Source organism: Arthrobacter paludis (assembly GCF_056782315.1).
This window is the reverse complement of sequence record NZ_JBXAEW010000025.1, coordinates 26,729-40,833: the sequence shown is the minus strand read 5'-3', so window position 1 is coordinate 40,833 and position 14,105 is coordinate 26,729. Positions and strand designations below refer to the sequence as shown.

Genomic DNA, 14,105 nt, shown 5'->3' with positions numbered 1-14,105 from the left:
GTGTCACTCCTTCACGGGCGGGTCGGCCCGGCCCTAGCGGGCGAGCTTCTTGAGGTTGGTGGCCGGGTCCGCCAGGGCGGCCGGGTCCACGAGGATGCGGCGGTCGATGATGCGCCGGGCCGCGCGGACGGCGAGCCCGCCGTCGACGGCGGCGCAGCCGGCCAGGTAGCCGTCGGGGTCGAGGCGGAACACCACCTGCGGGACGCCGTCGGCCTCGCGGACCACGGTGGTGCCCTCGCCGTTCATGGAGCCGACGCCTTCGACGTGGACGCCGTGCCGGTCGGACCAGAACCAGCTGGCCCCGTGTTCGGGGAGGTCCTGGCCGAGCAGCGCGGCGGCCGCCGTCGTGCCGGTGTTCATGGCGTGCTCCCAGTGCTCGGCGCGGCGCAGGAGGGTCCCGTCGTCGGCGCGGGTCCGGGAGGAGTCCCCGACGGCGTACACGTTGGGGTGGGCGGTGCGTTGGCGCGTGTCCACGATGGTGCCGTTGTCCGTCTCGAGCCCGGCCGACTCGGCGAGCGCGGTCTCGGGGACGATGCCGATGCCCACCAGGACCACGTCGGCGTCGACCGTCTCCCCCGACTCGAGGCGGACGTGGTGGCCGCCGTCGTCCACCGTGATCTCCGCCGGCACGCCGGTGACCAGGCGGACGCCCTTCTCGGTGTGCATGTCGTGCAGGCGCCGGGCCAGTTCGGGCCCGACGGCCGGCACCAGCGGCGGGTCGACGGGGTCGATCAGCGTCACCTCGACCCCGAACGACAGGGCGGAGGACGCGGTCTCCGCGCCGATGAGCCCCGCGCCGACGATGGCCAGGCGCGTGCCGGGCCGCAGCAGGGAACGCAGCCGGTCGGCGTCCGCGAGCGTGCGCAGTTCCAGCACGGAGTCGAGGTCGCCGCCCGGGATGGACAGCCGGCGCGCCGCGCCGCCCGTCGCGAGGACGACCTTCTCGCTCGTCAGCTCGCGGCCGTCGTCGAGCACCACCGTCGCCTCGTCGGGGCGGAGGCCGACGGCGGTGCCGGTGACGACGTCGACCCGGTGCTCGGCAAACCAGGCGGCGTCGGAGAGGCGGATGCCCTCGGCGTCGCGCGTGCCGAGCAGGTAGTCCTTGCTCAGCGGCGGGCGGTCGTAGGGCAGGCCGGCCGGGTCGACGATGGTCAGGGCGCCGTCGAAGCCCCGGGCGCGCAGCTCCTTCGCGACCGTGAAGCCGGCGAGGCCGCCGCCGACGATGGTGACGGAGTGGGGGGACATGGTGCTCCTTCGGTTACGCCTGGTCGGCGGCCTTGACGTCGGGGTAGAGCAGGACCTCGCCGTCGACCACCTCGACCTTGTGGGTGCGGGCGGCGATCGTGGCGGGCATGCACAGGGCGGCGCCCGTCTTGAGGCAGAACTTGGCCGAGTGCACCGGGCACTCCACCTCGGTGCCCTCGATCCAGCCGTCCGCCAGGGACGCCGTCTCGTGGGTGCACTCGTCGTCGAGGGCGTAGAAGTTCCCGTCCTCGCCGTGGAAGATCGCGATGTCCTCGCCGGTTCCGTTCTCCTCGGCGGGGATGACCTTCGCCTCGCCCTCCTCGATCTCGTCGACGGATCCGGCGTTGATGGCCTCGCTCATGGTCGTGGCTCCTTGCTTTGTTGGTGCTACTGCTGGGCCCGGCGCTCGTGCCACGCCGGCGTGTTCATCAAACCAGCCCAGTGGCGGTAGAACGCGCGGCCCGCCGCGTCCGAGTACAGCTCGCTGGTCTGGCCGGGGTAGGTCCCGTCCTCGCGCTCCGAGCCGATGCCCATCTGGAAGTTCAGCGGGACGGAGTTCGTGACGAACCCGTGGGAGATCGCCTGGATCTCGGACCAGTTCTCCCCGTCGTCGGCCTCGAAGATGCCCGACGGGCCGAACGTGCGCAGGTTGTAGAGGCGCTGGGCGTCCTTGACGTCGTCCGGCCAGGACTTGTCCACCAGGACCCAGGCCCAGACCTCGATCTTGTCGGGCCCCTTGGGGTGCCAGATGCGGATCGAGCCGTTGACGGGGAGGTAGGAGAAGTTCGGGAAGACCGTGGCGTGGCCGGTGGTCATCGGCCCCTCGACGGCGGCGTCGCCGAGGCGCTCGCGCAGCGCGGCGTAGTCGGTGGCCTCGTGGACGGCCTTGGCGTCGAACCGGGACTTGGGGTGCGTCGGGAAGCCGGCGCCGTGGCCGTTCTCCGAGACGTACTGGCGGCCGGGGGTGGCGACGATCTCCGCCTTCGGGCCCTTGCCGGTGGGCGAGAGGACCATCAGCGCCGAGGCGTGGGACATGTTCACGTGGTACCAGTCGGTCGCGAACTGCTCGGCCGCGAGCTTCCAGTTGCCCTCGAGCTCCCACTTCATGACCCCGCCCATGACCTCGGTGCCCTCGGGGTCGCGGTCCAGCATGGCGTCCATGTAGTAGCGCATGTCGCCCAGGGCGTCCTCGAGCGGCTCCGCGTCGGCGTCCCAGTTGCCGAAGACGAGGCCCTTGTAGGTCTCCAGCCGCGGGACCTCGATCAGGCCCCAGTCCTTCTTGTCGAAGCCCTCCGGGTAGGCGACCTCGTTGGGGACGGTCTGCAGGGCGCCGGCCAGGTCGAAGGACCAGCCGTGGTACGTGCAGGTGAACATCTTCGTGGCGCCGGCGTCGGCGCGGCAGAGGCGCACCCCGCGGTGGCGGCAGGAGTTCAGGTAGGCGCGCAGGTTCTTCTGCTTGTCCAGCGTGACGATCACGGGGTCCTCGCCCATGAAGGTCGTGAAGAAGTCGCCGGCCTTCTTGAACTGGGTCTCGTGGGCCAGGAACAGCCAGCTGCGCGCGAAGATGCGGCGCATCTCCTGGTCGTAGATGCCGCGGTCCGTGTAGATGGAACGGTCGATCAGCCCGCCGTCGCTGTCGACGAGCGGGGCCACGTCGACGTTCCGCGGCTCGGGGCGGGGCATCTTGCCGATGGCGGCGTTGGCCTGCGAGGGGCAGGCGTCCTGGGTGGTCATCGGGTCATTCCTTCGACGGGGATCTGGGGTGCCGGCCGGGCCGACGCCTACATCACACACCCGTGTGACGCCGAGCGCCACCACCATGTTCCGAACACTAGGACGTGCGCACCGGTCAAGGGGCCGTGCCGGATGGCGGCACGGCGGCCGCATCCCCCGCCCTCCCCGGCGGCGTTCCGCTCCACGGCACGGCGTATTGGTGGTGGACGTCACACCCGCCCATCCTGTAGTGCAGGCCGGCCCGCCCGACGGCGGCCGCAGCTCCCACCCCACCCCGTTCCCGGAGGCACCCATGAGCCTTAACCCCGGCGCGCCCGCGCCCGCCCCGTCGAAGAAGGAGACCCGCCGCGCGGTCGTCTCCAGTTTCCTCGGCTCCACCGTCGAGTACTACGACTTCCTGCTCTACACCGCGGCCGCTGGCCTGGTCTTCCCCCAGGTCCTGTTCGCCGGCATGGACCCGGCGACGGCCACGACGCTCGCGTTCGTCACCCTGCTCGCCGGGTACGTCGCCCGACCGCTGGGCGGGATCCTTTTCGGCCACTTCGGTGACCGCTTCGGACGCAAGAACATGCTCTTCATCACCATGCTGGTCATGGGCGTCGTGTCGTTCGCGATCGGCCTGATGCCCACGGGCCTCGGCGCGACGTTTGCGGGCGTCGCCCTGACCGTCCTGCGCATCGTGCAGGGCATCGCCGTCGGCGGCGAGTGGGCCGGCGCCACGCTGATGGCGATGGAGCACTCGACGGCGAAGTCCAAGGGCTTCGGCGCCTCCATGGCCGTCACCGGCGGACCGACGGGCGCCGTGCTCTCCACGCTCGTGCTTGGCCTGTTCATGAGCCTGCCCGAGGACGTGTTCTTCGGCTGGGCCTGGCGCGTCCCGTTCCTGCTTTCCGTGGTCGTCGTCGCCATCGCGCTGTACCTGCGCTGGCGCGTCACCGAGTCCCCCGAGTTCCTCGCGGCCAAGGCCCGAGGCGACGTCCACACCGGCGTGCCGATCGTGCGGCTGTTCCGCAACCACCCCAAGGAGGTCCTGCTCGGCTGCCTCGCCGGCGCGGCGTCGCTCTTCCTACAGGGGCTGCTCGCGGGGTTCATGGTGAAGTACCTGACCGCCAACTCCGCCGCCCAGGCCGAAGCAGCAGGCACCGAGCCCGCCCTGACCAGCGGCACCCTGCTGTACCTGCTCACGTTCTCCTCCGTGCTGCACATTGTCGCCATCCCGTTCTTCGCTTGGCTCTCCGACCTCTACGGGCGCAAGCGGGTCATGATCTCCGGTGGCGTGGTCGGCGCCCTGCTCGTCTACCCGATGATCTGGGCCTTCGAGTCGAACAACTTCTGGCTGGTCGCGCTCGGCTTCATCATCGGCAACCCGATCATGCAGGCCTCCCAGTACGGCCCGATCGGCGCCTTCCTCTCCGAGAAGTTCGCCCCCGAGTCCCGCTACACGGGCGTCTCCATCACGTTCCAGGTCTCCTCGATCCTGGGCGCCGGCGTCGCGCCCCTCGTCGGCCAGTTCCTCGTGGGGCAGGCCGGCGGCGGGCTGGACCTGATCCCGCTGTACTTCCTCGGGATCGTGACCGTCTCCACGGTGGCGATCGCGCTGTCCAAGGAGACCGGCGGGCGCGCGCTCCGCATCCGGGAGCGGCGCGAGGAAGTCATCGACGACATGGTGCGCGAGGGCTGATCCACCCCCGTCCCGGCAGGCGGCACCCGTCCTCCCGGGGCGGGTGCCGCCGTCGCTAGGGTGGCGGGCAGGAGGCCGCCGCGGTGACGCGACGGCGGCAGCCTCGCGCGGCGGCGCCTGCCCCGCGCACCATTCCGCCCCCGATCGCCAATCCCCCGAAGGAGCGCCATGGCCATCCCCTCCACCCTCGACGAGTTCCGCGCGTATGTGGAGAAGTTCGAGGCCCGCCGCGGCTTCGACGACATCGCCGCCACGCTCGGGCTCGAGCCCCACGCGGCGGACGGCGAGTCCATCAGCATGACCCTGCCGCTGACGGACGCCATGGCCCAGGCCAACGGCATGTTCTCCGCGGCCGCGCTCTTCGGCGCCGCCGACATCACCGGCACGTTCCTGGCCATGCAGGCCTACGCCGGCACCGGCCAGTTCCCGCTGGCGGTCCAGTCCAACCTGAACTTCATGTCCAACTCCAAGGCCTCGCCCGCCGTGGCGACCGCGCGCATCCTGCGCGGCGGGGGCACGGTGGCCGTCGCCGAGGTCTCGGTGGCGGACGCCGAGGGCAAGCAGCTGGTCCATTCCACGTTCACGTACGCGATCAAGGACCGCTCGCTCGGGAAGTAGCCAGCCCGCCACATCCCCGGAATTCCGGGCCCGCCCCGACGGAACGTTCCACAGGATGGAACACCGGGATGTGCCGCAGCCCCCTCCGGAGTCCAATGGAAGGGAGCACCCCCAACACCCCCGACGGCGCCGCCGTCGCCCACCCGAACCGTGAGGAGGCACGCGATGCCACAGGCCCTGGTCTGCATGTCGCACAGCCCGCTGCTCGAGCACACGAACCCGCCCGCCGACGTCAAGGCCGCCGTCGAGGCGTCCTTCGACCAGGTGCGCCAGTTCGCGAAGGAGTTCAACCCGGACCTGGTCGTGAACTTCGGCCCGGACCACTACAACGGCTTCTTCTACGACCTGATGCCGCCGTTCTGCATCGGCTACGAGGCGCTCGGCACCGGCGACTACGACTCCTGGGAGGGCCCGATCAACGTGCCCACCGCGATCGCCGAGGAGCTGGCCCAGTACGTGATCGACCAGGACATCGACACCGCGATCTCGCGGCAGATGGAGGTCGACCACGGGGCCGTCCAGCCCATGGAGACGATCTTCGGCGGCCTGGACAAGACCCCGGTCGTCCCGATCTTCGTCAACTCGGTCGCGCGCCCCTTCACGAAGGTCTCCCGCGTGCGGAAGTTCGGCCAGGCCGTCGGCGAGTTCTTCCGGAACACCGACCAGCGGGTGCTCTTCATCGGCTCCGGCGGCCTGTCCCACGACCCGCCGGTCCCCCAGATCGCCACCGCGACCCCCGAGCAGCGCCAGTTCCTCACGGACGGCCGCCACCCGACCCCGGAGGCCCGGGCCGCCCGCCAGCAGCGCACCATCGACACCGCCGTCGCCTTCGCCAGGGGCGAGGCGGACATCATGGACCTGAACCCCGAGTGGGACCGCGCGTTCCTCGAGGTGTGCAAGTCCGGCAACGTCGAGGCGTTCGACGCCTACCGGGCGGACGAGATGGACGCCGTCGCCGGCCATTCCTCCCACGAGGTGCGCACCTGGGTCGCCGCGTACTCCGCGCTGCGCGCGTGCGGCGAGTACGAGGTCACCTACGAGTTCTACAAGCCCATCAAGGAGTACATCGCCGGCTTCGGCGTGACGACGGCGGTGCTCAAGTGACGCTCGGGGCGGAGAACCCCGCCGCGCACTGGGCCGACGCCACGTCCGAGGAGGCCGCCGCGCACGCCAGGCTGCTGGCCGGGCTCGGCGACGAGCTGCTCGAGGCCACCCGCACCCGCACCACCGTCCCGCCCCTGCGGGACCGCGTCCCCGGCATGACGGTCGCGGACGCCTACGCCGTCCAGGAGCGCCAGCTGCGGCGCCACGTGGCCGACGGCCGGGTGCTGGCCGGCCGGAAGGTCGGCCTGACCTCCCTGGCGATGCAGGCCCAGCTCGGCGTCGACTCCCCGGACTTCGGGTTCTTCTTCGCCGACATGGTCCACCACGAGGACGCGTCCGTCTCGGCGGGGTCGTTCATCTCCCCGAAGGTCGAGCCCGAGTTCGGGTTCGTGCTCAAGGAGACGCTCAAGGGCCCGGGCGTGACCCGCGAGGAGGCCGCCGCCGCGATCGGCTCGGTCTACGCGGCCATCGAGATCATCGACTCCCGCGTCGCGGACTGGGACATCCGGCTCGTCGACACCGTCGCGGACAACGCCTCGTGCGGGGCGATCGCCGTCGGCACCACCCCGCTGGACGTCGCCGTGGCCGACCTGTCCGAGGTCGAGTGCACGCTGCGCATCGGCGGCGAGGCACGCGAGACCGGCACCGGCGGGGCCGTCATGGGCGACCCGGTCGCCCCCCTGGCCTGGCTGGCGAACGTCCTCGGGCGCGAGGGCGTGGCCCTCGAGGCCGGGCAGCTCGTGCTGCCGGGGTCCTTCACCAAGGCCCTGCCCGTCGTCGCGGGCGAGTCCGCGACCGCAGACTTCGGCGCGCTCGGCGCGCTGACCATCCACTTCACCGAGTAAGGAACACCATGGCCAAGAAGACCGCCGCCATCGTCGGCTCCGGCAACATCGGCACCGACCTGATGTTCAAGATCATGCGCCGCAGCAAGAACGTCGAGGTCAAGTACATGATCGGCATCGACCCGGCGTCCGACGGCCTGGCCCGCGCGGCCCGGCTGGGCGTCACGACCTCCGCCGAGGGCGTGGACTGGCTGCTCGCCCAGGAGGACAAGCCCGACTTCGTGTTCGAGTGCACCTCGGCTAAGGCCCACGCGGCGAACGCCCCCAAGTACGAGGCCGCCGGCATCCGGGCGATCGACCTCACGCCGGCCGCCGTCGGCCCCTACCTGGCGCCCGTGGTGAACCTCGACGAGCTCGAGGACTCCCCGAACGTCAACATGATCACGTGCGCCGGCCAGGCCACGACCCCGATCGTCGCCGCCGTGTCCTCCGTGGTCCCGGTCGAGTACGCGGAGATCGTCGCCTCGATCGCCTCGAAGTCCGCCGGCCCCGGCACCCGCGCCAACGTCGACGAGTTCACGGAGACCACGGCGAAGGCCCTCGAGGTCCTCGGCGGCGCCCAGCGCGGCAAGGCGATCATCATCATCAACCCGGTCGAGCCGCCGATGATCATGCGCAACACGATCTACTGCGCCATCCCGGCCGAGGCCGCCGAGCCCGGGGCCACCCAGGACGCCATCCGCGCCGCGATCGACGAGGCCGCCGCGAAGATCCGGGACTACGTGCCCGGCTACGAGCTGCGCGTCGAGCCGCAGTTCGACTCCGCCCGCGACGACTGGGGCGGCAACGGACGGGTCGGCGTGTGGGTGCAGGTCAAGGGCGCCGCCGACTACCTGCCGGAGTACGCGGGCAACCTGGACATCATCACCGCGGCCGCCACCCGCACGGCCGATCTGCTGGCCGAGAAGATGGACGCCGCCCTGGCGTCCGCCGGCACCGAGAACTAAGGAGAGGCCGGCCATGACCGCACCCCTGGACACCGCGTTCGACATCCGCATCACCGACACGACCCTGCGCGACGGCTCCCACGCCATGAGCCACCGCTTCACGGAGCGCCACGTGCGCGACGTGGTCCGCGCCCTCGACGACTCCCGCGTGGAGGTCATCGAGGTCACCCACGGCGACGGCCTGGGCGGGTCCTCGTTCAACTACGGCTTCTCCCTGACCCCCGAGCTGGACCTGGTCCGCGCGGCCGTCGACGAGGCCAAGCAGGCCAAGATCGCCGTACTCATGCTCCCGGGCCTGGGCACCATCCACGACCTCAACCAGGCGCACGACGCCGGCGCCTCCGTGGCCCGCATCGCCACGCACTGCACCGAGGCCGACATCTCGATCCAGCACTTCCAGCACGCCCGCAAGCTGGGCATGGAGACCGTCGGGTTCCTCATGCTCTCGCACCGGGTGGGCCCGGAGGAGCTGGCGAAGCAGGCCCGGATCATGGCCGACGCCGGCTGCCAGTGCGTCTACGTCGTCGACTCCGCCGGCGCCCTGATCCTCGAGGACGTCTCCGACCGCGTCTCCGCCCTGGTGGCCGAGCTCGGCGACGACGCCCAGGTCGGCTTCCACGGCCACCAGAACATGTCGTTCGGCGTCGCCAACTCCGTGTACGCGGTGCGCGCCGGCGCGAAGCAGATCGACGGCACGCTCGTCGCCCTCGGCGCCGGCGCCGGCAACTCCCCGACCGAGGTCCTCGCGGCCGCGTTCGACCGCCTGGAGATCAAGACCGGCGTCGACGTGCAGGGCCTGATGGGCGCCGCCGAGGACGTCGTGAAGCCGATCATCACCCGCATGCCCGTCATGGACCGGGCGTCGATCATGCAGGGCTACGCGGGCGTGTACTCCTCGTTCCTCATCCACGCCGAGCGCGCGTCCGTCCGCTACGGGGTCCCCGCCTACCGGATCCTCGAGGAGATCGGCAAGGCCGGCTACGTGGGCGGCCAGGAGGACATGATCGTCGACGTCGCCGTCCAGCTCGCCGCGGAGCAGAAGGCGAACGCGTAGCGGCTGCTGTCGCTTCCCGCCCCCGCGCGGGCGGCAAAGCCTAGCCCGCGCCGGCGGGCAAGGGGCCCGGGACCGCGGCGTCGGTCCCGGGCCCCTCGTGCGTCGGGACCACGGCCGGCCCGGCCTGCGTCGTGGGACCAGCCGCCCCTGCGCCCTCCGGCGCGGGCACCCTGGCACTCCGCGTCCGGGCGACGGCGACGAGCGACGTCGCGGCGTCCTCGAGCAGGGCCTCCACGTCGCGCCCGGCGCCCGGGGGCCGCGTCACCAGGAACATCCCGTCGATCAGTGCCATCGCAAACTGGCCAAGCTCGTCGCCCAGCCGCCTGGCCGCCTCCGGCCCCTGCCCGGCGAAGGCCCCGCGGACAAGCGCCGCGAGGAACGCCGCGCCCCGCCGGCGGACCCGTGCGACCGCGTCCTGCACGTCGCTTCCGGGCAGCTGCCCCGGCGTGAGCCGCAGGCTCAGTTGGATCTGCAGGAATTGGGCGTGCCTGGGATCGCAGAGCAGGGCGCGCGCCGCCGTGGTGAAGCCCGTGCGCAGCCGCTCCTCCCCCTGCCGCCACACCGCGTCCGCCGAGGGTCCCGGCGCGCCCCGCCCGCCCGGCGCCGGTCCGTCCGGCCGCCCCGCGTCCGGGTGTTCGAGCCCCCGGAAGGACTCGACGAACCGCTCGATTCCGCGCTCCATCACGGCGGTCATGACGCCTTCCTTGGAGCCGAAGTGCCAGTACACCGAGCTGTTCGGCAGCCCCACCTCCTGGCTGAGAAGGGCAACCGACGTGCCGTCGTACCCGCGGTCGGCGATGAGGCGGGAGGCCACGTCCAGGATCCTCCGGCGGGAGGCGTCGCCGGCCTCGCGGCGCTTGACGTGCATGGGCAACATCCCTGAAGTCACACGAACAGGGTAGTCGCGGCGGGGCCGGAGGGCACGGGACGCGGGAACGGTGCGCCGCGTCGGCCCCGACCGGGCCCGCGTGTGCCAAGATCGTTGGCGTGACGCACCAGGACCCCTCCCCCACCGCCTCGCGCACCGCCGGCTCGCAGACGCTGGCCCGCGGGCTGCAGGTCCTGCGCGCGGTGGCCGAGTCACCGGACGGCCTCTCCGTCGCCGAGGTCGCCGCGCTGGCCGGCGTCCACCGCACCGTCGCCTACCGGATCCTCAACACGCTCGCCGACGCGGGGCTGGTCCACCGCGGCCCGGACGGCCGCCACCGCGGCGCGTCCGGCCTGCTGGGCCTGGCCTCCGGCGCGCACGCGGCGCTGTTGGGCGCGGCCCGGCCCGTGCTGCGCGAGGCGGCGGACGCCCTCGGCGCCACCGTGGCGCTCATCGTGCGCGAGGGCGCTGAGGCGGTCGCACTCGCCGTCGTCGCCCCGACCGGTGGCAACTACCACATCACGTTCACGGAGGGCAGCCGCCACCCGTTGGACCGCGGCGCGGCCGGCCACGCGACCATGGCCGCCGGCCCGGCGGCGAAGGACGAACCCGCGGCCGTCGCCCGCGCCCGCCGCGACGGCTACGCCCGCACGTACGGCGAGGTGGAACCGGGCATGTTCGGGCTCGCCGTGCCCCTCGACACCGCCGTCGTCGGCGCCCAGGCGTGCCTGAACATCATCACGGTGCGCGAGGACCTCGCCGCGGCGGCCGTGGCGCCGCTGCGCGCCGCCGCGGTCCGCATCTCCGACGCGCTGCGCTGACCCGCGCGCTCGCGCCGGCGGGGACGACGCCGGCGTTCCGGGGGACGACTGCGGCCGTTCCGGGGAGCGGGACACCCTGTTGACCCGCGTCACAGCCGGTGGTGTGATGGATCCCTATTGCACTAATTGCAACCAGTCGTGCGATATCTACACAACGCGGAGGCCAGTACATGGACACCACCCACGAGAGCGACGTCATCATCGTCGGGGCCGGCCCGGCGGGCCTGATGCTCGCGAACATCCTCGGCATGTACGGCCGCAGCGTCACGGTGCTCGAGCAGCTGGACACCCTGATCGACTACCCCCGCGGCGTGGGCCTGGACGACGAGTCCTTCCGCACCATCCAGACCGTCGGCCTCGTCGACGCCGTCCGCCCGCACACCACGCCGCAGCACATCATGCGGCTGGTCAACGGCCGGGGCAAGACGATCCTGGTCAACAACCCCAAGACCGACGTCTTCGGCTGGGACCGCAAGCACGGCTTCATCCAGCCGGAGGTCGACCGCGCGCTCTACGAGGGCCTGGCCCGCTTCGAGCACGTGAAGGTGCACTTCGACTCCCGGGTCGAGGACGTCCACGAGGACGCGGACGGCGTCACCGCCGTCGTGCGCCGGACCGGGGCCGACGGCTCCGTGGAGGAGATCCGCCACCGGGCCCAGTACCTGGTCGGCTGCGAGGGCGGGAAGTCCCCGACCCGCAAGCGCCTCGGCGTCTCCTTCGAGGGCGTCTCGCCGGCCACGCGCTGGCTCGTCGTCGACGTCAACAACGATCCCCTGGGCACCCCGAACGTCTTCCTCGGCGCGGACCCGAAGCGCCCCTACGTCTCGATCGGGCTCCCCCACGCCGTGCGTCGCTGGGAGTTCATGCTGCTCGACGGCGAAACCGAGGAGCAGGTGACGGACCCGGACTTCGTCAACTCCCTGCTCAAGGACCACGTCCCCGACCCGTCGAAGCTCGACTTCATCCGACGCCGCGTCTTCACGCACCACGCCCGCGTCGCCGGCGGCTTCCGCAAGGGCCGGCAGCTGATCGCGGGCGACGCCGCCCACCTGATGCCCGTGTGGATGGGCCAGGGCTGGAACTCGGGCATGCGCGACGCGACGAACCTCGGGTGGAAGCTCGCGTCCGTCCTGTCCGGCCAGGCCGGCGGCGCCCTGCTGGACACCTACACGTCCGAGCGCAAGGACCACGCGAAGGCCATGGTCGACCTGTCCCTCACCCTGGGCAAGGTCATCAAGATCCAGAACCCCGCCGGCGCGGCCGCCCGCGACGCCGCCTCGAGCGTGCTGAACCTGCTCCCGTCCGTGAAGAGCTACTTCGCGGACATGCGGTTCAAGCCGATGCCGCGGTACACCGAGGGCGTGCTGGCCGACCCGACGACGCAGGCCCCCGGTCGGGCCGCCGCGAAGCTGACCAGCCGCCTCGTCCCGGTCGCGACGGCGAACACGCGGGTCTCCCCCGTCGGCGTCCAGTTCCCCCAGCCGCGCGTCACCACCCGCGACGTCGCCAACGAGCGCCTCGACGACGTCGTCGGCAACTGGTGGTCCGTCCTGGTGTGGGGCAACAGCCCGAAGGACGTGCTGCCCGCCGAGTCCCTGGCGAAGCTGCGGGCCCTCGGGGCGCGGCTCGTCGCCATCGTCCCCGAGACGCAGCGCGAGTGGGCCGAGCGGTACATGGACGACGACGTCCTGGTCCTCGGCGACCACACCGGCCGGCTCAAGCAGTGGTTCGATGAGCGCCCCACGCCGATGGTGTTCCTGCGGCCCGACCGCTTCGTGGCCGGAGCCTGCCTGAACCAGCACGGGCCCGCCACCCTGGACTCGATCCTCGAGTCGATGGCGTTCACGGGACGGGACGCCGAGCCGGGCGCCGTCGTCGTCCCCGACGACGCGAGCTCGCTCATCGAGTAGCCGCCCGGCGCGCCGCCCCCGGCCCGGCCCGGGACGACCCGCCGCACGCGAGACGACCCGGCCACACGCGAGACGACCCGCCGCGCTCGAGACACCCCGCCGCACGCGAGACGACCCGCCCCGTCCGAGATACCCCGACATACCGGGGCGTCTCGGATGGGGCGGGTCGTTTCGTTCGCGGCGGGACCGTTGAAGGGGTTAATGAGACGGCGGCGGCCCCCCCGAGGGGACCGCCGCCGTCGCCGCTCGCCGGGTGCTACGCGCCCACGCCGTGCGAGGCCAGGTACTGCTTGATGACCGCGTTGAAGTCCTCGGCGCGCTCGACCTGGGACCAGTGCCCGCACTGGCTGAAGATGTGCGCGTCCGCGTTCGGGACCACGTTCAGCAGGTCCCAGGTGCGGGAGACAGGGATGACGACGTCCTGGGTGCCGTGGATCAGCAGGACCGGCAGGTCCAGCTTGGCGAGGACGTCGAAGTCCAGCGGCAGCTCGAAGCGGTCGCGGTCGCGGGCCTCGACGACCTGGGCCAGGCGGTCCGAGGCCGTGTCGTTGAGCGCGGACTGGTAGCGCAGCTTGACCAGCTCGTCGGTGACGAGGGACTTGTCGACGACGAACTGCTCGAGGGTGCGGCGGACGCCGGCCTCGGACAGCTCCGGGTTGGAGTGGCCGGCCAGGGCGGCGGTCTTCTTCGCGCCGCCGGTGCCCATGGACACGATGCCGAGCAGGCGCTCCGGGTGGTCGATCGCGAACTGGAACGCGACCCAGCCGCCGAGCGAGTTCCCGACCAGCCAGGTCTTCTCGATGCCCAGGGCGTCCAGGACGCGCACGGCGTGCTCGACCCAGGCCTTGATGCCGTACTCGGTGTTCGGCGCGTCCACGGTCTGGCCGTAACCGATGGAGTCGATGGCGATGCAGCGGCCCTGCTCCGAGAGCTCGGGGAGGTTCAGCCACCAGTTCGCGGCCGCGGTCACGCCCGTGCCGGAGCCATGCAGGAAGAGGATCGGGGTGCCCTCGCCGAGCTCGTGGTAGTGGGTCAGCTCGCCCTCGGCGGTCTCGAGCCACTTGTCCTCGAGGCCGAAGAAGGCGTCGGTGGTGTATTCCGGGATCTGGATCGTCATGGGGGTGCTCCTTTGCGCAGCGGGGCTCGGCCGCCCGGGATGGGCCCGGAGGCCAAGCGGGTCTCCCCTCCACCCTAGGGAGCCGCCACGGCGAGCGCCGTCGGGCGTTCCACGGGCCGGAACGCGTGACGCCGCGGGTCCTCCACCCGAGGCCCGCGGTC

The 14,105-nt window shown here is 71.9% G+C and carries 13 protein-coding genes; 8 read left to right on the top strand and 5 right to left on the bottom strand.

Features of this window, described 5'->3' with window-relative positions:
• Positions 1 to 33: 33 nt before the first annotated feature.
• The 3 genes from AC1Q5D_RS16940 to AC1Q5D_RS16930 are packed head-to-tail and all read right to left on the bottom strand — an operon-like array spanning position 34 to position 2,979.
• Complete coding sequence (locus tag AC1Q5D_RS16940; protein WP_481739629.1) at positions 34 to 1,245, bottom strand: NAD(P)/FAD-dependent oxidoreductase; 1,212 nt, start codon at positions 1,243 to 1,245, stop codon at positions 34 to 36.
• A 13-nt stretch (positions 1,246 to 1,258) separates the two neighbouring features.
• On the bottom strand, positions 1,259 to 1,606 hold the full coding sequence (locus AC1Q5D_RS16935; RefSeq protein WP_481739628.1) for a bifunctional 3-phenylpropionate/cinnamic acid dioxygenase ferredoxin subunit: 348 nt from the start codon (positions 1,604 to 1,606) through the stop codon (positions 1,259 to 1,261).
• Positions 1,607 to 1,632: 26 nt separating this feature from the next.
• A complete protein-coding gene (locus AC1Q5D_RS16930) occupies positions 1,633 to 2,979 on the bottom strand; it encodes an aromatic ring-hydroxylating oxygenase subunit alpha (protein ID WP_481739627.1) in 1,347 nt (448 codons plus the stop codon).
• Positions 2,980 to 3,271: 292 nt separating this feature from the next.
• Here AC1Q5D_RS16930 and AC1Q5D_RS16925 point away from each other — a divergent pair, with 292 nt between their 5' ends.
• The 6 genes from AC1Q5D_RS16925 (at position 3,272) to dmpG (ending at position 9,228) form a co-directional block, all read left to right on the top strand.
• Entirely contained in the window at positions 3,272 to 4,660 is a 1,389-nt protein-coding gene (locus AC1Q5D_RS16925; RefSeq protein WP_481739626.1) for an MFS transporter, read from the top strand.
• A 168-nt stretch (positions 4,661 to 4,828) separates the two neighbouring features.
• A complete protein-coding gene (locus AC1Q5D_RS16920) occupies positions 4,829 to 5,278 on the top strand; it encodes a PaaI family thioesterase (RefSeq protein ID WP_481739625.1) in 450 nt (149 codons plus the stop codon).
• A gap of 165 nt (positions 5,279 to 5,443) precedes the next feature.
• On the top strand, positions 5,444 to 6,382 hold the full coding sequence (locus AC1Q5D_RS16915; protein WP_481739624.1) for a 3-carboxyethylcatechol 2,3-dioxygenase: 939 nt from the start codon (positions 5,444 to 5,446) through the stop codon (positions 6,380 to 6,382).
• Positions 6,379 to 7,227, top strand: coding sequence for a 2-keto-4-pentenoate hydratase (locus AC1Q5D_RS16910; RefSeq protein WP_481739623.1), 849 nt, complete (start codon positions 6,379 to 6,381; stop codon positions 7,225 to 7,227). The genes AC1Q5D_RS16915 and AC1Q5D_RS16910 overlap by 4 nt, the downstream gene beginning before the upstream one ends.
• 8 nt (positions 7,228 to 7,235) lie before the next feature.
• A complete protein-coding gene (locus tag AC1Q5D_RS16905; protein ID WP_481739622.1) occupies positions 7,236 to 8,174 on the top strand; it encodes an acetaldehyde dehydrogenase (acetylating) in 939 nt (312 codons plus the stop codon).
• A 13-nt stretch (positions 8,175 to 8,187) separates the two neighbouring features.
• Entirely contained in the window at positions 8,188 to 9,228 is a 1,041-nt protein-coding gene (gene dmpG, locus AC1Q5D_RS16900) for a 4-hydroxy-2-oxovalerate aldolase (RefSeq protein WP_481739621.1), read from the top strand.
• A 40-nt stretch (positions 9,229 to 9,268) separates the two neighbouring features.
• Here dmpG and AC1Q5D_RS16895 read toward each other — a convergent pair whose 3' ends face one another.
• Positions 9,269 to 10,096 (bottom strand): TetR/AcrR family transcriptional regulator, encoded by an 828-nt coding sequence (locus AC1Q5D_RS16895; protein ID WP_481739620.1) that lies wholly within the window; start codon positions 10,094 to 10,096, stop codon positions 9,269 to 9,271.
• Positions 10,097 to 10,215: 119 nt separating this feature from the next.
• Between AC1Q5D_RS16895 and AC1Q5D_RS16890 the strand changes: the two genes are divergently transcribed.
• Positions 10,216 to 10,917, top strand: coding sequence for an IclR family transcriptional regulator (locus AC1Q5D_RS16890; protein WP_481739619.1), 702 nt, complete (start codon positions 10,216 to 10,218; stop codon positions 10,915 to 10,917).
• 170 nt (positions 10,918 to 11,087) lie between these two features.
• Positions 11,088 to 12,827: a bifunctional 3-(3-hydroxy-phenyl)propionate/3-hydroxycinnamic acid hydroxylase MhpA gene (mhpA, locus tag AC1Q5D_RS16885; RefSeq protein ID WP_481739618.1), complete on the top strand. Its 1,740-nt coding sequence runs from the start codon at positions 11,088 to 11,090 to the stop codon at positions 12,825 to 12,827.
• A gap of 256 nt (positions 12,828 to 13,083) precedes the next feature.
• Here the strand turns inward: mhpA and AC1Q5D_RS16880 are convergent, their stop codons facing one another.
• Entirely contained in the window at positions 13,084 to 13,944 is an 861-nt protein-coding gene (locus AC1Q5D_RS16880; protein ID WP_481739617.1) for an alpha/beta fold hydrolase, read from the bottom strand.
• Between the last annotated feature and the right edge of the window lie 161 nt (positions 13,945 to 14,105).